The sequence below is a fragment of the Psychrobacter sp. SCQQ22 genome, assembly GCF_015864605.1.
GTDB classification, from domain to species: Bacteria; Pseudomonadota; Gammaproteobacteria; order Pseudomonadales; family Moraxellaceae; genus Psychrobacter; species Psychrobacter fozii.
Genome location: NZ_JADYWZ010000004.1, coordinates 235,274 through 252,916 on the forward strand (window position 1 = coordinate 235,274; position 17,643 = coordinate 252,916).

18 protein-coding genes are annotated in these 17,643 nt (G+C 42.7%); 14 read left to right on the top strand and 4 right to left on the bottom strand.

Translation table 11 applies throughout. The annotated features are described in order from the left end of the window. Window positions 1–830: 830 nt before the first annotated feature. Window positions 831–1,541 (top strand): hypothetical protein, encoded by a 711-nt coding sequence (locus I6E84_RS07470; RefSeq protein WP_227681341.1) that lies wholly within the window; start codon window positions 831–833, stop codon window positions 1,539–1,541. Window positions 1,542–1,724: 183 nt separating this feature from the next. On the opposite strand, the gene I6E84_RS07475 is transcribed toward I6E84_RS07470, so the two are convergent. After that, entirely contained in the window at window positions 1,725–2,852 is a 1,128-nt protein-coding gene (locus I6E84_RS07475; protein ID WP_197101063.1) for a zinc-binding dehydrogenase, read from the bottom strand. 142 nt (window positions 2,853–2,994) lie between these two features. After that, on the bottom strand, window positions 2,995–3,672 hold the full coding sequence (locus I6E84_RS07480; protein ID WP_197217208.1) for a glutathione S-transferase family protein: 678 nt from the start codon (window positions 3,670–3,672) through the stop codon (window positions 2,995–2,997). Between the two features lie 184 nt (window positions 3,673–3,856). Between I6E84_RS07480 and I6E84_RS07485 the strand changes: the two genes are divergently transcribed. Continuing rightward, entirely contained in the window at window positions 3,857–4,771 is a 915-nt protein-coding gene (locus I6E84_RS07485) for a LysR family transcriptional regulator (RefSeq protein WP_197217210.1), read from the top strand. 264 nt (window positions 4,772–5,035) lie between these two features. Further along, on the top strand, window positions 5,036–5,515 hold the full coding sequence (locus tag I6E84_RS07490) for a hypothetical protein (RefSeq protein ID WP_197217212.1): 480 nt from the start codon (window positions 5,036–5,038) through the stop codon (window positions 5,513–5,515). 219 nt (window positions 5,516–5,734) lie between these two features. Here the strand turns inward: I6E84_RS07490 and I6E84_RS07495 are convergent, their stop codons facing one another. Beyond that, window positions 5,735–6,604 (bottom strand): DMT family transporter, encoded by an 870-nt coding sequence (locus I6E84_RS07495; protein ID WP_197217214.1) that lies wholly within the window; start codon window positions 6,602–6,604, stop codon window positions 5,735–5,737. Window positions 6,605–6,743: 139 nt separating this feature from the next. On the opposite strand from I6E84_RS07495, the gene I6E84_RS07500 reads away from it, so the two are divergent. Together I6E84_RS07500 and I6E84_RS07505 are read left to right on the top strand one after the other, a co-directional pair. After that, window positions 6,744–7,634 (top strand): LysR family transcriptional regulator, encoded by an 891-nt coding sequence (locus I6E84_RS07500; RefSeq protein WP_197217216.1) that lies wholly within the window; start codon window positions 6,744–6,746, stop codon window positions 7,632–7,634. 64 nt (window positions 7,635–7,698) lie between these two features. Next, on the top strand, window positions 7,699–8,445 hold the full coding sequence (locus I6E84_RS07505; RefSeq protein ID WP_197217218.1) for a carbon-nitrogen hydrolase family protein: 747 nt from the start codon (window positions 7,699–7,701) through the stop codon (window positions 8,443–8,445). Window positions 8,446–8,459: 14 nt separating this feature from the next. On the opposite strand, the gene I6E84_RS07510 is transcribed toward I6E84_RS07505, so the two are convergent. Further along, complete coding sequence (locus I6E84_RS07510) at window positions 8,460–8,900, bottom strand: PACE efflux transporter (RefSeq protein ID WP_197217220.1); 441 nt, start codon at window positions 8,898–8,900, stop codon at window positions 8,460–8,462. Between the two features lie 90 nt (window positions 8,901–8,990). Between I6E84_RS07510 and I6E84_RS07515 the strand changes: the two genes are divergently transcribed. The 9 genes from I6E84_RS07515 (at window position 8,991) to I6E84_RS07555 (ending at window position 17,506) form a co-directional block, all read left to right on the top strand. Next, window positions 8,991–9,869: a LysR family transcriptional regulator gene (locus tag I6E84_RS07515; RefSeq protein WP_197217222.1), complete on the top strand. Its 879-nt coding sequence runs from the start codon at window positions 8,991–8,993 to the stop codon at window positions 9,867–9,869. Between the two features lie 296 nt (window positions 9,870–10,165). Then, window positions 10,166–10,957, top strand: coding sequence for a putative hydro-lyase (locus I6E84_RS07520; protein WP_194365333.1), 792 nt, complete (start codon window positions 10,166–10,168; stop codon window positions 10,955–10,957). A 177-nt stretch (window positions 10,958–11,134) separates the two neighbouring features. Continuing rightward, window positions 11,135–11,659: an acetyl-CoA carboxylase biotin carboxyl carrier protein gene (gene accB / locus I6E84_RS07525; RefSeq protein WP_197217224.1), complete on the top strand. Its 525-nt coding sequence runs from the start codon at window positions 11,135–11,137 to the stop codon at window positions 11,657–11,659. A 79-nt stretch (window positions 11,660–11,738) separates the two neighbouring features. Beyond that, complete coding sequence (gene accC / locus I6E84_RS07530; protein ID WP_197217226.1) at window positions 11,739–13,085, top strand: acetyl-CoA carboxylase biotin carboxylase subunit; 1,347 nt, start codon at window positions 11,739–11,741, stop codon at window positions 13,083–13,085. A 204-nt stretch (window positions 13,086–13,289) separates the two neighbouring features. After that, a complete protein-coding gene (gene pxpB / locus I6E84_RS07535; RefSeq protein WP_197217228.1) occupies window positions 13,290–13,943 on the top strand; it encodes a 5-oxoprolinase subunit PxpB in 654 nt (217 codons plus the stop codon). 52 nt (window positions 13,944–13,995) lie between these two features. After that, window positions 13,996–14,919, top strand: coding sequence for a biotin-dependent carboxyltransferase family protein (locus I6E84_RS07540; RefSeq protein WP_197217230.1), 924 nt, complete (start codon window positions 13,996–13,998; stop codon window positions 14,917–14,919). Continuing rightward, on the top strand, window positions 14,909–15,646 hold the full coding sequence (gene pxpA, locus I6E84_RS07545; protein WP_197217232.1) for a 5-oxoprolinase subunit PxpA: 738 nt from the start codon (window positions 14,909–14,911) through the stop codon (window positions 15,644–15,646). The genes I6E84_RS07540 and pxpA overlap by 11 nt, the downstream gene beginning before the upstream one ends. Window positions 15,647–15,872: 226 nt before the next feature. Continuing rightward, entirely contained in the window at window positions 15,873–17,060 is a 1,188-nt protein-coding gene (locus tag I6E84_RS07550) for an NRAMP family divalent metal transporter (RefSeq protein WP_110923445.1), read from the top strand. Between the two features lie 23 nt (window positions 17,061–17,083). After that, complete coding sequence (locus I6E84_RS07555) at window positions 17,084–17,506, top strand: acetyl-CoA carboxylase biotin carboxyl carrier protein (protein ID WP_197217234.1); 423 nt, start codon at window positions 17,084–17,086, stop codon at window positions 17,504–17,506. Window positions 17,507–17,643 lie beyond the last annotated feature (137 nt).

Here is a 17,643-nt window from a genome sequence, read left to right on the forward strand (position 1 = left end):
CATATCCTTTTTAACGTGAGAGACTTGGTTGTCATTGGCGATGGTCAATACAGACATGTTGTCGCCCTTTTTACCAAAACTGTATTTGCCTTCAACTGTTGCAGCAGCGCTATTTGTTAATTATGTCAAAGAAGCCATATAACCACAATGATGGTTGGGAGTACAAATATCTCAAGTTAAAATTCTCTGATAAAGTAGGTCGATAATCAAACACAAAAAAGGCAGATACCATTATCAGTATCTGCCTTTATATATATTCAAAATCAGCCTATGAAGAAGTTGCTATATCTTAAGTTATAACAGCTTTTTAGACATTATTAAGCTTGAGGTGTGATTAAGTATTTCTCACCTGTTGCTTATTTGCCATAAGCAGCGATTGACTGTAAGTGCAACACTTCTGCCAATGACACTTCATGCGTATAGCTGCTTGCAAACGTGGTGGTGATTTCTTCTGCCACACGTTGGCGCATTTTCACGACTGTTTTAGTACCCAGTTTGCCTAGCGCATTGAACAGTAGGAAACCATTTACACCCCAAGAAAAACCAAAGTTACGGTTCAGGGTGATAGGGCCACGGTTTAGTGCGCCATAGATGTAGGCTTGTTTGAACGTATTAAAGCCATACGTTGTTTAAAACGGATGTAGTGTGGTTTCCTTTTAATAATAAACATTAATAAATTTACCCCTGTATCTTTGCTTATATAATATATGCTTCTAGCTAGTCTCTTGAATTGCAATATTATGCTTTTTAGCAATGTCCATTTCTCAAGGTATTCAATGTTTATTAAAAAATTAAGCAAGATTGTTCTTATAGCTGTGAGCGCTACTCTCATGACATCTTGTATTGGTAGGGCGCCTGCAAACTATATTGGTGATTTAGGTGGTCTCCCCGTTGACCTGCCAAGAAATCTCGTGACTTTCGTTGCGTATAACGGTGACCCTACATTTGGCAAAAAACGAGAGGATAAAAAGCCCACACGCAGCTATGAATCAGAGATAAATAGTTTTGGCTTTGATCTACGTTATACCGACAACACCATATTCGATAAGAGCAATAAAAGTCATAAACATGCTTATGATAAAGAGCAGCACTTGCCTAATGACCCTTGGGTATCAGTTAGAGTCTCCTCTGGCGATAAATATCATGGAGTAGGCGCTATTCACCGTATCGGCGATGGAACAATTAGTGCAAGTGGCCTAGACCCTGTTTATACGTATGAACAGCTTAATAACGATCAATACGGGTTGGAAGTTTATGCGCCGCCGGGTATAGATCCTAAGACTGACCGTCCTTATCGTGAAGACAGATATGCAGAAGATGTGTTTATTCAAAGAGATAACAATAGCCAAATTACAACCTATATAAAGTGCAGTAATAGAGATGTGCCTAGGCCACCTTGTATTCACAACTTTGATTTAGAGCCAGACATGGCTTTATATGTCAATGTGCAATATTCACGTCATAACATCGCTGACTGGCAACAAATTGAGCAAGCAGTCAGAGAACAGATTTTAAACTTTCGCAAAGTATCGTATGGTTAAAGTGTTTTACAGGACGTAAGCGTTAGAGCTAGGACTAGGGCTTTGATTGTGTAGTTAAATCTATGTAAAGCCAAGCCAACAAAAAAGGCAGATACTGATAACAGTATCTGCCTTTATATACATTCAAAATCAGCCTATGAAGAAGTTGCTATATCTTAAGTTATAACAGCTTTTTAGACATTATTAAGCTTGAGGCGTAATCAAATACTTCTCACCTGTTGCTTGTTTACCATAAGCAGCGATGGACTGTAAATGTAGTACTTCAGCCAATGACACTTCATGCGTATAGCTACTTGCAAACGTGGTAGTGATTTCTTCTGCCACACGTTGACGCATTTTCACGACGGTTTTAGTACCCAGTTTACCTAGCGCATTGAATAACAAGAAGCCATTCACACCCCAAGAGAAACCAAAGTTACGATTTAACGTGATAGGGCCACGGTTTAGTGCGCCATAGATGTACGCTTGTTTGAACGTATTAGAGCCATAAACGCTGTATTCTTCTACATCAACATTGATAGCCGCTTCCATGCAGTTCAAAATATCACTGCTTAACTGACCGCCGCCGATTGGATCAAACGAAATCGTAGCACCTGTTTCAGTAATGGCCGCTGTTAAATCAGCAATAAACGTATCGCTGCTTGAGTTGACCACATATTTTGCGCCCATATCGCGCAATAGCTTTTCTTGCGTATCTTTACGAACGATATTCACTAAATCAACACCGTCTGCCATACAGATACGGTTTAGCATTTGACCCAAGCTAGATGCCGCTGCGGCATGTACGATGGCTTTGTGGCCTTCAGCGCGCATGGTTTCGACCATGGCTAGGGCTGTTAGTGGGTTCACAAAAGAAGATGCGCCTTCTTTAGCTGTAGTGCCTTCTTTTAGCTCTAAGCAGCTCTGTACATTGGCGCGAAGATACTGACGGTACGTACCACCACCGATCACAGCAACGGTTTTCCCCATCAATGCTTGTGCCGCATCTGATGATCCTGCGGCGACTACGGTACCTGCGCCTTCATTACCGACTGGCGTGTTTTTACCCACACGAGTTTTGACAGATGGCATGAATTTAGCTGGCACATCAGCCGTAATGACTGGGTTTTCGTCTGTGCCTGATTGCGCGGCAGTCGACATGTCAGCGACGCTAAATAGAACGGCTAAATCAGATGGGTTCAACGGTGCGGCTTCAATACGAACGACAACTTCGTCGGCACCCGGTTGTGGCATATCAATTTCTTGCAAAGCCAAGGTTAGTTTATTGTCTTCGCTAATGGTTGAGGTCAGTTGGATGTTTTTATCAGTCATAAGGTTTGCTCCTGCAAATAGTTATTTTTTTGGCCAATCACGTGATGGCATTGGCCCTATTTTTTGGTCGTTTAGTTGTGAGTAAGAATAACGATTGTTTTATCGTTAAATGCTTTTTAGAATTGAACGGGTCAGCATCGAACTAGCCAGCGTTTGCGGCTTTAATTTGGGCAGTCACATGCTGCATGAACTCAGGCATATTCGCTTGGCTATCTGCCTGAACGCTTTGTGCAATGTCGGTTTTACTCATGGCCTTGTTCCATTCTTTCATACCTTCCACTTCTGCCAGTACATCCCACTCAAGCTGAGTAGATCCAAAAGCGTTGACAATGGTGTTGACGTGATGCACATAGATGTCGGCCATGGTGAATTGTTCGCCTGCAATCCAAGGAGAAAATTTACATAGGCGATTCATGGCAATAATACCGCGGCCCAATACTTGACGTACTTCATCTTTGATTGCGTTAGGTGCTTGAGTACCAGAAAACACATAAGGAATCAGTCGGCGGCATGGTAGCTCAAAGTAAAGCTCTGCTATTTTCATAATCTGACGTACAGCCGCGCGTTCTGTTGCATTGGTAGGATATAGCGGCTTTTCAGGATAGGTTTCTTCAAGGAAGTCACAAATCACGCTAGATTCCGACAGATTAAAACCGTCAGGCATGGTGATTGCAGGTACTTTGCCCACTGGACTGACGGTTAGTAGATCATCACTACCAGCGTATAAAAGGTCTTCTTGGAACGGAATGCCCTTATATAAAAGAGCGTGTTTTACGATGTTGTAATAGTTGCTTGCAGCAAAGCCGTGCAAAGTAATCATAAGTCATTCTTCCATTGTTGACGTAAAGGTTATTTTTAATCGTGTTTTCATTGCGACGTTTAAGTTAACCACATTATTACTGGTTTTAATGTGGTTATATATAAGGAATAACGTGAATCACTATTGCTATTAAGACAATAATAAGGCGAGAATACTCAAATATTCATTTAAATGGAGAGGTCAGTTGGATCAATTACGTGCGATACGGTATTTCAGCAAAGTCGTAGAAACGGGCAGTTTTACTAAAGCGGCAAGTGCGTTCAATGTACCGCCATCCTCACTATCTAGACGGGTGTCTGATTTGGAGAAAAGTCTAGGCGCGACATTATTAAAGCGCTCGACTCGAATCGTTAAACTGACCGAAGTAGGGCAGGTTTATTACAATGATATGCAGCACATATTGAACCAACTAGAACAAAGTAAAGAAACGGTGCGCAGTTACCAGACCACGCCAATGGGGCGCTTACGAATCAGCTCGATGGTGGGTTTTGGTGAAAGAATACTACTGCCGTTGTTAGACGAACTTGGTAAGTTATACCCAGAGATTGTATTGGATGTCAGTCTCAGCGATGAGCTATCAGCATTGGGCCGTGACGATGTAGACATTGCGATTCGCGGTGGTTATGCACCCAATGAGCGCGTGATTGCCATTAGGCTAATGGACAATGGGTTTATACCGGTTGCGTCTCCCAGTTATTTGGAGATGCATGGTACACCCAATCATGTAATGGCGTTGAAGGAACATAAAGGCCTATATTTCAAAGCGCCAAATGGGCCAACACCTTGGTTATGCCATGTGGATGATCAGTGGCATGATGTCTCGGGGCCAGCAGTTGCGATCTCAAATAACGGGCCATGGCTTGCCAAAAAGGCTTGTAATGGTGAAGGTATTTTGATGTCCACTCGGTGGGCACTATCCTCATATCTTGAGTCAGGCGCATTGCAAGAGATTAAATTTGAGCATCCATTAGCAATCACGCAGCATGCTGATATGGCTGTATATTTGCTGTATCAAAAGCAGCGCTATCTAGTACCAAAAGTAAAAGCCGCCGTCGATTTCTTGGTTGAGAAAATAAAAGTAGTTAAAGCAGAAATGTAGTGGTCAGTTCGTTTAGGGTATTGAATACATTTAATATTTTTATAAGGAATGTGGATGTATTTACTAACTGCCTATATGCCTCAATGTCATCTAAGCCACTGCTCCATATATTTTTAAGGTATTATCTCAAGCGCGCTATGTCAGGGTCGAAAGATAATGCTTAACATACTCCCTATAGATAGTAGGATCATTAGACAATGCAATGTAAGCTATTCTGGAGTGTCATAAACTACTAGAGTGGTATCTAATTCAAAAAGGATATTTATGAGTGAAGTAGCAACAATAATCTTAGGTGTTGTAAGCGGTATAATTACAACTGCAGCTTTATATGTGGTAGGTCTTTTATTTAAAAGTTTTTTTATTCCTTGGTATCAAGCTGTTACATATAAAGGTGTCGATATAAATGGGACATGGGAATATGAAAGTACAGCTCCAGGGCAGAAAGCGAAATTTGAAATGACTATTGTTCAAAGAGCACATATGATTTCAGGTGACGCAACAATTTTACAGGGGCAAGACCTAAATAACCCAACAACAATAACTAATTTACGCATTGATGGTGGTATATGGGAGGGTTATATAACATTAAATATGCAAAGTAAAGATAGAACTAGGTTGTCTTATTCAACTTCACTTTTGCGTGTACTTCATGGTGGTTTGGTATTACAAGGAAATTATGTATTTCGCTCTATAAAATTGGATGAAATACATAATATAGAAATGCGATGGCGTCGTAAAAAATAACTAATAAGGAAGCGTAAGAGTTATCTACGCTTTAATGTTGTCTAATCTACCGACTCACGCATTTTTAACGTACTACCTTAAGCACTTAGTATATCAAAGCCGTAGGTTTTTTAGCTGATAGGAGAAAGGTAAAAAGTGCGCAGTAAGATTTTCTTGATTATCAAAACACATCAACTCGATGTGATTTTTTATGCAGGAAACGATTGCCAATATCTCCACTTACTCTATCGGAACCGATCTTTTATATTTGACAGACTCTCGTGTGGCGAGCCAAATGAGAGGGATGATAATCAATGCTGAACCTATCAATAAGCTGATATCTGGTATCTCATGGAACCACACGATGCCGATGAATACTGCTCCTAACAGGCCCGTATATTCTGCACTAGATATTTTATGGGCTTCCACCGCTCGGTAGACCAGTACGCAAATACCCGCATAAATCAAAATAAACAGATTTGAACCGGCTGCTATCCATAGCGCGTACCAACTCAAAGGGGCATTTTCCCAAATGGCCAAACTAAGCCCAAATGGTATTCCGACTAAATTGGTCAAAAACAGTGTTTGTGCAACGGTGTGATTAGAAGGCAGTTTACGCACTAGTAGGTTGTTCGTCGCCATGGTTAAGGCCACTATCAGTGCAAAGATAGCACCCATATTAATTTGCGTTGGTTTTACGATAACAAGAATGCCGACAAAACCCAATATTGCCACAATGATGCTTGGCGCGGTAAGTCTGTCTTTGTAAAACAAAAACCCTAACGGCAACATCATCAAAGGAGCGGTATAAAAAATAGCATTCACCGTTGCCAGCGGCAGCGCTTGAATAGACAATACCATAAATACCGCACCAAATAACCAAATATGACCCCGTACAAAATGCCATTTTATATTACTAATCAACTTGGTTTTTTTATTCAAAAAGCAAAAGGGCAGTAGCATCAAAACAGCTGTCAACTGACGTAGTAGGACAAATTGATAGACCGCTGCGCCATCTGGCAATTCTTTGATCAACGCATCTGATAGGACGGCAATCATATTTCCCACAACCAATAGAATCATGGCAAACCCAACACTCATCTTTGGCATAATAACCCTCAGCGTTACTCTAGAAATAGTTGAAAATTGACATCAAATGACGTTCATTTAATACTTGAGTAAGCAGTATATTCATATATTTACATGACGTATAATGATATAAAGCCCTTTAGTATTAGCTGAGATAATAATGAAACTACCGCCATTGCGCGCGATACAATGCTTTGAATCCGTTGCAAGACTAAATAGTTTTTCAAAGGCAGCAGAAAGCCTCAACGTGACGCAAAGCGCCGTGAGTCATCAGGTTCGAACGCTTGAGGAGTACCTTGGAGAAGCGTTGTTTTATAGGCAGGGTCGGACACTTTCGTTGACAGAAATAGGGTCGCGTTATTTCACAGAAGTAAATCAATCGCTGACGGCTCTGTCCAATACCAGTCAGGCCATTCGAAATGACCAGCCTGGCCATATTCGTCTAGCACTGTATAGCTCGGTGGCTGTTAATTGGCTGATTCCTCGATTAGAAGACTTCCATACACAACACCCAGAAATTGAGCTCACCTTAAACATGGTGACAGACCAAGACGATTATAATGAGCAATGTTCTGACTGTTTTATAACCGTCCATCCGCCAAAGCGTAACGTAGTCAGCACGTTTTTATTCGCTGAAAAGCTATTCCCTGTCTGTGGTCAAAGGTTGTGGGAGGAAATAAAAGACCAACCGTTGCCTGAAGCATTATGGCAACATCCCATACTGTCCGTAAAATACGCTGGAAAAAGCGAAAATGCGGCCAATGATTGGCTAAAGTGGTGCAAAGCAGGTGGGTTTGAGCTGCCAAGCGATGTAAAAATCAATCAATTTAGCCATGTACTGCTTGCAGCACAGGCCGCGCGTTATAACTTAGGTATTACGCTTATCGACAACTATATGATGCTAGAACAAACGCATCAGAAAAATCTCGTTAGAATCCCAATGCATGAATTACTCACTGGCGACAGCTTCTATTTCTTTTATAACGATTTAAAGTCAAATCAAGCTGACATTCTTAAATTGAGCCGTTGGTTGGAATCCCAGTGCTATTAAAGAGTATTGCTATTAAAGAATAATATTCATTATAACCACCCCTCACGAATGAGAATAAAATTCTATGAAAATCGTCATCAACCAGATTGATATCACCGATTATCAAGTGTCGGTAAATGCCGCCTTGATATTGAAATCCATCAATGAGCACAAAGACTGTCAAGGCTTTATGATTTTTCCAGAGCTCGCTTTTACAGGATTTCCGACAGCAGATAATATTGACTCTTTATGCAGCCAATCACAATCGCATTTTGAAGACTTACTAATAGCCAGCAAACATACGGATTCAACCATCATTGTTGGGCATATTGACAAACAGGATCAACTTTTCTATAACGCATGTTCTTTTATAAAAAACGGCAAAATCATTCATAAACACCGAAAGTCAAAGCTTTGGCTTGATGATGTTGGGGTATTTACCAGCGGAAAAGACTTGTCAGTGGTTAGCATTAATGATGTGGTTTGCGGTGCTCAGATTTGTTTTGAGTTAGAGTTTCCAGAAGGTTCGAGAGCACTGGCAAAAAAAGGCACACAGATCATATTTATGCCAAACGGCAATATGTCTCCCTATGCAAATACCCACTATGTATTGAATCAAGCTCATGCTATAGAGAACCAATGTTTTGTGATTACCTGTAACGGTGTGGGCGTCGGTCATGGCGGTGAGTTTGTAGGAGAGAGTCTAGTCGTCTCTCCTACAGGAAGCATTATAAAAAAACTTGGTTCGACGCAAGAAATAGCAGTAGTGGACATCGATTTAACAGACATAAAACAATCTGAGCAAAACTACCGTTATATAGACTTAGCTTGATTCAACCATAGAGTTTAACGATTAAATTGAGTGGCAAGGTGGTTTTCTGGAATAGGGAATACCTTGTCGTAACTTAAGTTATAGAAGAAGGCATAGACCACATAGAAAGTAGCCATCGTAATATCCATCATAAAGGCCTGCCATAGGCTGATGCCTAAGTACCATGCAATCATTGGTAAGAATAATAACAGTAGGCCCCCTTCAAATAAAAAGGCGTGTAGCAATCGTATTGGCACCGTCTTATGCACATTCCCACGCAGCTTCACCATAGAGTGATCAAACAGTAGGTTATAAAAATAGTTCCAACCTGTTGCAATGATGGATCCAGCCACCGCAATCAGACCTATCGCATGAATATCAAAGCCAAATAACCAGCTTGCTAGCGGTACAAATATGATTAAGCCAACTATCTCAAAACCTAGCGTATGGCGAATACGGTCTTTAGTAGTACGCATCGAACTTCCCGATTGAATTAGTGATTTATCGGGCTATTGTATCTGTTAAAATCGGATAACCAAGTTGGAACCTATAGGATATACAGATAGATGAGCTTTTCATTAGAGCAACTAAAAGCCTTTGTAGCGACCGTAGAAACAGGGTCTTTCTCAGCGGCAGCGCGGCAATTGGGTAAGGCGCAGTCAGTTATCAGCACGGCTGTCTCAAATTTAGAAGTCGACGTAGACAGTAGTTTGTTTGTACGCAGTGGCCGTTATCCAACGCTAACGCCCGTTGGAGAGCGGTTACTGGTCGAAGCTCGAGTGATACTTGAGCGTTGTGAGCATTTTCGCGGGGTTGCACAGAGTTTGGGTGAAGGGGTCGAGAGCAGGCTAGTATTAGCGGTTGATGAGCTGTATCCGGAATCGAAACTGGGTACGCTAATGGAAGAGTTCTCTCGTCGTTTCCCCAGTGTAGAGCTAGAGCTACTGTTTCCACTGATGGAGGATGTCAGTCGCTTGGTATTAGAAGATCGAGCGGATTTGGGCATTATGTGGCGTCAAGAAATCCTTCCTTCAGCCTTGAATTTTCATACGCTTGGCTGGGTATCATTGACATTGGTATGCTCGCCAGAACATGAGCTGGCACATCAGCCAGTCGCATGGGAAGAGCTAAAACGCTACAGACAGCTAATGGTAGCCACACGCAATCACAGCGATGAAAAAGCCCGGTTACGAGTCGCTTCTGATGTCTGGTGGGTGGAGAGTCAGTGGGTAATCGTTGAATTGGTACAGCGTAATCTAGGTTGGGCGTTTGTGCCTGAGCACGTGGTTGCTAGTGCCTTAGACAATGGCTATCTGGTCGCACCGAAATTGGATTTTGACGATCATGATTGGCCAGTCGCATTGGAGCTAATTTGGCACAAGCAGCGCTCTTTGGGTAAAGCGGCGACTTGGCTAAAGTCAGCAGCGATTGCTTTAAATAAGTAGCGTCAATAAATGCCAGTAAGTACCAATAAAAAACAGTTGTTGGTCAATGCCTACAATAAACACTGCACAAGTGCTCATAATTGTAATAAACCCTTCCTTGTCTACTCTCATTTATGTATCGCATGCGTTTATTTACAACGCTTACGTCTTGTCATTTTAAAAATGTTCTGCTAGGTTACATAACGATAATATAGTTATCTATATATAAAATACTGTTACAAAGCACCAACTTCATACAGTCTTTATTAGATGATTTTTTATCTGCCAGAAATGTCAAAACGTAAGAGGTTGTAATCATGTTAGATTTAGCAAATATGACGCCACAAGAGGTCAGAGCACTAATTGGTAAGAACGAAATCAACAAGCCGACTTCTGGCATGTGCAAAGGTCACATACAAGCAAACTTAGTCATAGTACCCAAGAAATTGGCCTATGATTTTTTATTGTTTGCACAAAGAAACCCCAAATCTTGTCCTATTTTAGACGTAACAGATGTTGGTAGTTCGGAACCACGGCTGATGGCGAAGGGCGCAGACTTAAAGTCTGATGTCCCAAAGTATCGAATATACGAGTTCGGCGAGCTAGTAGCTGAGGTGTCAGACTTAACAGACTATTGGAGAGAGGACTTGGTCTGCTTTCTTTTAGGATGTAGTTTTTCCTTTGAGTCTGCCATGCTCAATGCGTCTATTCCTGTCAGACACATCGAAGACAATCACAATGTGCCGATGTATATCACGAATATAGAAACTGAGCCTGCAGGACAGTTTTATGGAAAAATGGTGGTCAGCATGCGACCGATACCTTATCCATTAATCACCAGAGCCGTACAAGCCACCTCTCGGTTTCCGCAAGTACATGGCGCGCCTATCCATATCGGAGACCCTAGTGTCATCGGTATCACAGACATTCACTCTCCCGATTTTGGTGATGCATCACTCATAAAGGAAGGTGAAGTGCCTGTGTTTTGGGCTTGTGGTGTGACGCCTCAAAGCATCGCAATGACCAGCAAACCTGAACTGATGATAACGCACGCGCCGGGACATATGTTTATCTGCGACCCAAAAGATGAAGACTTGGCAGTTCTATAATGTTGGGTGACAACGCCATTTTAAAATGTAATGGCATCCAATCTTGTTTGTCCACAAAGCTCTTAGTAAATAAAAGCGTATGGTTTAAAAGTAGGGCCCTATTTACATCAGTTACATCGCACAAATTTTTTATAAAAAACAATTATTCACTTTTACTCTAATGGAATAGCTAACAATATGAATATTAACTTTACAGATCTAGAAAAGCTGATCAAAATCGCCGAAAGCGCTGACATACAATCATTAGAAGTAACCGATGGTGATGCACGTATCTCTATCATTTGTCAGGCTAATGGCAATGAAGGCAGCAATCATATTGGTAATACTCACCACTCAAAAACTGCTCATTCAGAATCACGTACAGCAACCTCCCACAATAACACTTCTAATAATACCAGTGCAGACAACAGTTCTATGGATGAAACGGTGACTACTGAGGTCGCCAATTCACCTGCCTCTTCATCTCAAGTATTGGCACCTATGCTCGGCACTTTTTATCTTCGCTCTGAGCCGACCGCTGAGGCGTTCTTTGAAGTGGGCGATCAGGTAGTAGCAGGGCAGACCCTATGTATCATTGAAGCCATGAAAATGATGCATGAAGTAAAAGCAGAAGCTGACGGTACGATTCAAGAGATTCTGATCGATGAAGGTGATGTCGTAGAATATGCACAGCCTTTATTTATTATAGCGCCAGACAGTTAAAGCCACTCAATAGCCACTCAATATTGTATAGACGCTGCACAAACACTGTATTTGACACTATATTTTTAAGGGAATAAATATGTTCACAAAAATCTTAATTGCCAATCGTGGCGAGATTGCTCTACGTATTATCCGAGCTTGTAAGCAATTGGGTATTAAATCCGTCATTGCCCATTCTGAATCAGACAAAGACTCATTGCCTGTACGCCTAGCCGATGAAAAAATCTGTATCGGGCCTGCCAATGCCACACACAGCTACCTCAATCAAAGAGCGCTGGTTTCTGCTGCAAAAATCACCAACGCACAAGCCATCCATCCAGGCTATGGCTTTTTGTCTGAAAACGCAGACTTTGCGGCCTTGATTGAAGACTCAGGTCTCACGTTTATTGGCCCAACAGCTGACAATATCAGAAACATGGGCGACAAGGTTGAAGCCAAAAAACAAATGACAATGGCTGGCGTGCCCTGTGTACCTGGTTCTGATGGCGCATTGCCTGCTGATTCAGAGCAAGTTATCAAGATTGCCAGTGACGTTGGCTATCCAGTCATTATCAAGGCAGCAAGCGGTGGCGGCGGTCGTGGGATGCGCGTGGTCGAAAAAGAAGCCGACTTACTCTCTGCGATCTCTATGACGCAAACAGAAGCCAAAGCCAATTTTGGTAGCGCTATCGTCTATCTCGAAAAATACTTACAAGCACCGCGTCATATCGAAGTGCAAGTCATGTCTGACACCCACGGCAATGCTATTTATTTAGGCGAGCGTGATTGCTCTATGCAGCGTCGTCATCAAAAAGTCATTGAAGAAGCGCCAGCACCTGGTATCACCGAAGAGCAGCGTCAGAAAATCGGTCAAGCATGTGTCACAGCTTGCGAGCAAATGCAGTATAGAGGCGCAGGCACGTTTGAGTTTTTATATGAAAACGGCGAGTTCTTCTTTATCGAGATGAATACTCGTGTGCAAGTTGAGCACACCATCACTGAGATGGTGACGGGCGTCGATATTGTGCAAGAACAGATCAGAGTGGCTGCAGGACTGCCATTAGCATACAAGCAAAGTGATATCGCCATTACAGGACACGCTTTTGAGTGCCGTATCAATGCCGAAAACGCGCAGACATTTTTGCCAAATGCTGGGCGCATAGACTACTGCCACATGCCAGCAGGGTTTGGTATCAGAGTGGATAGCCATGCTGAGTCAAACTACACCGTGCCGCCATCTTATGACAGCTTGATTGCCAAGATATGTGTACAAGATCGTTCAAGAGAAAAAGCGATAGAAAAAATGCGTGCAGCCTTATCGGAGGCGCAAATTACCGGCATTGATACCAATATTGGTCTGCATCAACGACTCTTCGAGGATGAAGTGTTTTGTGAAGGTCAAATGAGCATTCATTATCTGGAACAGTGGATACAAGACAATATATAAATCAGTTCTTGCCCGCAAAAGCGAAAAACAAATCTGACATTAGCGTCAGAAGCGTCAGAATCAAGATATAGTCGGTTCAATATAATTTGGATACCAGGAAGGCGAGTGAAAGTACTACAAGTCGTAGACTAAGCGAGCCTGGCACCGTATCCAATTTATAGAGGATTTGACTATAGCAGATAAAAAATAATGGAGTACGTGCTAATGGAACTACAATGGCAACTATGCAGTGAAACCAATCTCGCGTTGTTTTTCCCTAAACCGATCAGCTTAGAAAAACAACAAAAATGCTGGGCTTTATCAGACAGTATCCAGAAAATGCCAGAAGTCATCGAAGTGGTGATTGGTATGAATACGCTCAGTGTGTTCATCGTGCCATTAACTTGGGCTGAGCTTACTACCTTTAAATATAGGCTGTCAGACCTACTCAATGATATCCCTTCAAAAACTATCCAAGGCAAGCACGTCGAGATACCCGTGCAGTACGGCGGTAAGTATGGCCCCGATCTAGCGGCCATGGCGAATGACCTAAATCTCTCGGTTGAAGCTGTTGTTGAGCTACATACCAAAGCCACTTATACCGTTTACTTTATCGGTTTTCAGCCAGGATTTCCTTATCTTGGCGGCTTGTCTGAGTCGCTGTATTTCCCAAGGCATGCCATCCCTAGAACTCAAGTCCCTGCAGGCTCAGTGGGTATCGGCGGCGAGCAGACAGGGGTGTACCCTTTTGAGTCTCCAGGCGGCTGGCAGTTACTCGGCCAGACGGATACTGCTTTATTTGATTTAACCAAGACCTCTCCGACGTTGCTTAACGCAGGCGATACTTTGACATTTAAAGCGATTGATATTCATCAATAAGCGATAAATAAAAGATGCATGAATCAAAAAGACAAATAAACAGGTGGTATCAATGAAAATTTTAACCGCAAGTGCCCTTGCCAGTATTCAAGATTCGGGACGACTGGGTTACCGCAGTATGGGCGTGGGTAGAAATGGCGTGATGGACAGCTGGGCGCTACAAGCTGGCAACGCTTTGATGAAAAACGAAGCCAACGAACCCGCTATTGAAATAGCGCTCGGTGAGCTAACCATACAGTTTGAAGAAAGCGTCAGCTTTTGCTTAACAGGCGCTTTATACGAGGCCTATCTAGACGACAAGCGTGTTCCTTGCTATTGGCGTATCAATGCAACAGCTGGGCAAACACTCAAACTTTTGCGCCCGCTACAAGGCATGTATACCTATTTATGTGTGCACGGTGGCTTTGATATCGAGCCAGTATTGCAGTCAGTTAGCACCAATCTCAAAGCAGGATTTGGCGGATTTGAAGGCAGATACCTAAAAGCCGATGACAGCTTAACGGTAAAAACCGAATCAAACCTGCCTGTGATTGGGGTGGCTCGACTTGCCCCAACCGAGGTTATTCGAGTGATAAAAAGCAGTGAGTATGATTGCTTCACTGAGTCGTCTCAACAAGCATTTGAGACCCAGCCATGGAAACTACAAAGCAGTAGCAACCGTATGGGTTACCGCTTAGAGGGAGCTACAGCGCTTGAATTTAGTAAGCCAGTAGAAATGAGCTCACATGGTGTTGATATTGGAATGATTCAGGTGCCACCACAAGGACAACCGATTGTGTTAATGGCAGATGGGCAGACGACGGGTGGCTACCCTAAAATTGCAACTGTGATTCAAGCAGACATAGGTCTGATGGCACAGATTAGATTTGGCAAAGCCTGTCAGTTCGTCGTTGTGTCGTTAGAGCAGGCACTGGATGAACAACAAAAGAGACAACATTACATCGATCAAATAAAGGAGTATGCCAATGAAAATTGATTTAAATGCTGATGTGGCTGAAGGCTGCGGGCAAGACGATAAGTTATTGACGATAGTCAGCTCAGCGAATGTCTGCTGCGGCTTGCACGCTGGGTCTTATAGCGAGATGCTAGCCACGTTGCAATTGGCAAAAGCAAACAACGTCAGCGTAGGCGCGCACCCTGGTCTAAACGATAGAGAAAACTTTGGTCGTATTCATCAGCCGTTAAGTGAAGCTGATTATCGTGCTTTATTGGTGTATCAGCTGGGCGCAACCAAAGCACTTTGTGACTTGGTTGGTGTGTCATTAGACTACGTAAAACCGCATGGTGCGTTGTACAACCAAGCCGCTATTGATGAAAATTTATCAGATATCTTGGTGAGTGAAATCAAACGATTTGATCCAAGCCTAAAGGTCATGGGTTTGTCCGGCGGCTATTTGGTCAAGTCAGCTAAGAAACATGGTCTAGAGGCGATATCAGAAGTGTTTGCCGATAGAAACTATGAAAAAGACGGCTCATTGGTCTCTCGTAGCAAAGACAACGCCCTGATAACTGACACAGACGATGCGATTAAGCATGTGTTGCAGATGATTACTGAAGGGACTGTCACCAGTGTCTGCGGTCAAACCGTACCCGTAGAGGCGCAAAGTATCTGCCTACATGGTGATGGTGAACACGCTATTTTGTTTGCGCAAGAGATAAAGAAACAACTAGAACTCAAAGGTATCACTATATCTGCCCACTAAATATCCGCCCGCTAGGGCATGTCCTCAATTCAATCGATGGTCATCTAAATGGGTTAAAAATGGCTAAATCTTGCCAAATGGCGTCAAATAGCTGACTAATATCTCGATATTATCTGCGCTATTTTCCTTGTTTGACTGCAATTTATCTCATTTTTACCACCATTTTTAAAATGAGGACACGCCCTAATCATTTGATTAAATAATTCCATATAGCACAAGGATGTTTATGAGCACCATAAAAAAACACAATACCGCCATTTTAGGCGCGGCCTTCCTGATGGCTACATCAGCAGTAGGGCCAGGGTTTTTGACCCAAACGGCCACATTCACCGAAAGCCTAATGGCGAGTTTCGGCTTTGTTATCTTAATATCCATTGTTATGGATATCGGCGTCCAGCTTAACGTTTGGCGCGTAGTCGCAGTCTCCAAAAAACGCGCGCAGGAAATCGCCAACTTGGTGTTTCCTGGTGTTGGTTACTTGCTCGCTTTCTTAATCATTGCGGGTGGCCTAGCTTTCAACATTGGTAATATTGGCGGTGCCGGACTTGGCATGCAGTCCATGTTCAACATGTCGCCCATTACAGGCGCCCTAATCAGTGGTGTGATTGCCGTCGCCATATTTTTAGGCCGAGAAACGGGGCCTATGATGGATAAGTTCGCTCAGTTAATGGGCTTTATCCTGATTGTATTGGTCATTTATGTGGTCTTTAAATCTGATCCGCCATTAGCAGAAGCCGTCAGCAAAACGATCATGCCTGACAAAATTGATGCAGTCGCTATCGTAACGTTAGTCGGCGGTACGGTTGGTGGTTATATTACTTTTTCAGGTGCGCATCGCTTATTAGAAGCAGGCGTCAGCGGAGAAGAGAATTTAAAATCAGTGACCAGAAGCTCGGTCTCTGGTATTTTGATTGCCTCTGTGATTCGCGTGTTTTTATTCCTTGCAGTATTAGGCGTGGTATCTCAAGGCTTTGCATTAGACCCAGCAAACCCAGCCATGTCGCCGTTTCAGTACATTTTAGGAAATGCGGGTAAAGTTATTTTTGGCATGGTGATTTGGGCGGCTTCTGTGACCTCGGTGATTGGTGCTGCTTATACCTCCGTGTCTTTTATGACCAACTTCCATCCATTCATTGAAAAGCACAAACGCTACTTCATTATTGGTTTCATCGTGATCTCGACAATGGTGTTTGCCACTATCGGTAAACCGGCTCAAGTACTGGTATTGGTCGGTACGTTAAATGGTTTGGTATTACCTATCGCCATGGTCATCATCTTGATTGCCGCCTACAGAAAAAATATCGTTGGCAATTATAAGCATCCGATTTGGATTGCGGTATTTGGTTGGTTAATCGCCATTGTGATGAGTATCCTAAGTGTCATGACCATTGCTAAATATCTGGGCATGAGTTAAAAAATTAAGATAAGGAATGTATTATGGATATAGAGCAAATAGAACGTGTGGTCAAACTGGTTGAAAGCAGTCAGCTGCACGAAGTCACGATTGCAGACAATGGGCAGTCTATTACGGTGGTTAATAATCTAGGTGCGCAGAATAATGTGAGCGCTAATCCTATAGAGGCCACGACTACTCATGAGCCTGAACAGACTAGTAGTGATGTCTTGCAAGTAGGTGCCACCTACGTAGGGCAGGTATACTTAAGTGAAGACGATGCAACAGACAATTTGGTCAAAGAAGGCGACCACATTCAAAAAGGTCAAACCGTTTGCTTCATTGATGAGTTGACCCGTTTGCAGCCAGTGATTAGTAATAAAGAAGGTGTGGTCACGGCTGTCTTGGTTGAAAGTGGCCAGAACGTTGAGTACGGGCAGCCTATTTTCGAGTTAGCTCGTCGTTAAAGGCCGTTAACGTGGTTTTGGTTAAGAAAAAATCTAAACCCTTTAAGCGTCATCTGTCGCTTAAAGGGTTTTTTATGTGCTGAGTATTATCATCGCTTGCGCAATATTTTATCGCTAACTCTGTGAAAACTGAATTT

Bases quoted from the DNA above. Each gene is read 5' to 3' on its own strand.
- I6E84_RS07470 (WP_227681341.1), top strand. From the start codon at position 831: ATGACATCTTGTATTGGTAGGGCGCCTGCAAACTATATTGGTGATTTA.
- I6E84_RS07475 (WP_197101063.1), bottom strand. From the start codon at position 2,852: ATGACTGATAAAAACATCCAACTGACCTCAACCATTAGCGAAGACAAT.
- I6E84_RS07480 (WP_197217208.1), bottom strand. From the start codon at position 3,672: ATGATTACTTTGCACGGCTTTGCTGCAAGCAACTATTACAACATCGTA.
- I6E84_RS07490 (WP_197217212.1), top strand. From the start codon at position 5,036: ATGAGTGAAGTAGCAACAATAATCTTAGGTGTTGTAAGCGGTATAATT.
- I6E84_RS07495 (WP_197217214.1), bottom strand. From the start codon at position 6,604: ATGCCAAAGATGAGTGTTGGGTTTGCCATGATTCTATTGGTTGTGGGA.
- I6E84_RS07500 (WP_197217216.1), top strand. From the start codon at position 6,744: ATGAAACTACCGCCATTGCGCGCGATACAATGCTTTGAATCCGTTGCA.
- I6E84_RS07505 (WP_197217218.1), top strand. From the start codon at position 7,699: ATGAAAATCGTCATCAACCAGATTGATATCACCGATTATCAAGTGTCG.
- I6E84_RS07510 (WP_197217220.1), bottom strand. From the start codon at position 8,900: ATGCGTACTACTAAAGACCGTATTCGCCATACGCTAGGTTTTGAGATA.
- I6E84_RS07515 (WP_197217222.1), top strand. From the start codon at position 8,991: ATGAGCTTTTCATTAGAGCAACTAAAAGCCTTTGTAGCGACCGTAGAA.
- I6E84_RS07520 (WP_194365333.1), top strand. From the start codon at position 10,166: ATGTTAGATTTAGCAAATATGACGCCACAAGAGGTCAGAGCACTAATT.
- accB (WP_197217224.1), top strand. From the start codon at position 11,135: ATGAATATTAACTTTACAGATCTAGAAAAGCTGATCAAAATCGCCGAA.
- accC (WP_197217226.1), top strand. From the start codon at position 11,739: ATGTTCACAAAAATCTTAATTGCCAATCGTGGCGAGATTGCTCTACGT.
- pxpB (WP_197217228.1), top strand. From the start codon at position 13,290: ATGGAACTACAATGGCAACTATGCAGTGAAACCAATCTCGCGTTGTTT.
- I6E84_RS07540 (WP_197217230.1), top strand. From the start codon at position 13,996: ATGAAAATTTTAACCGCAAGTGCCCTTGCCAGTATTCAAGATTCGGGA.
- pxpA (WP_197217232.1), top strand. From the start codon at position 14,909: ATGAAAATTGATTTAAATGCTGATGTGGCTGAAGGCTGCGGGCAAGAC.
- I6E84_RS07550 (WP_110923445.1), top strand. From the start codon at position 15,873: ATGAGCACCATAAAAAAACACAATACCGCCATTTTAGGCGCGGCCTTC.
- I6E84_RS07555 (WP_197217234.1), top strand. From the start codon at position 17,084: ATGGATATAGAGCAAATAGAACGTGTGGTCAAACTGGTTGAAAGCAGT.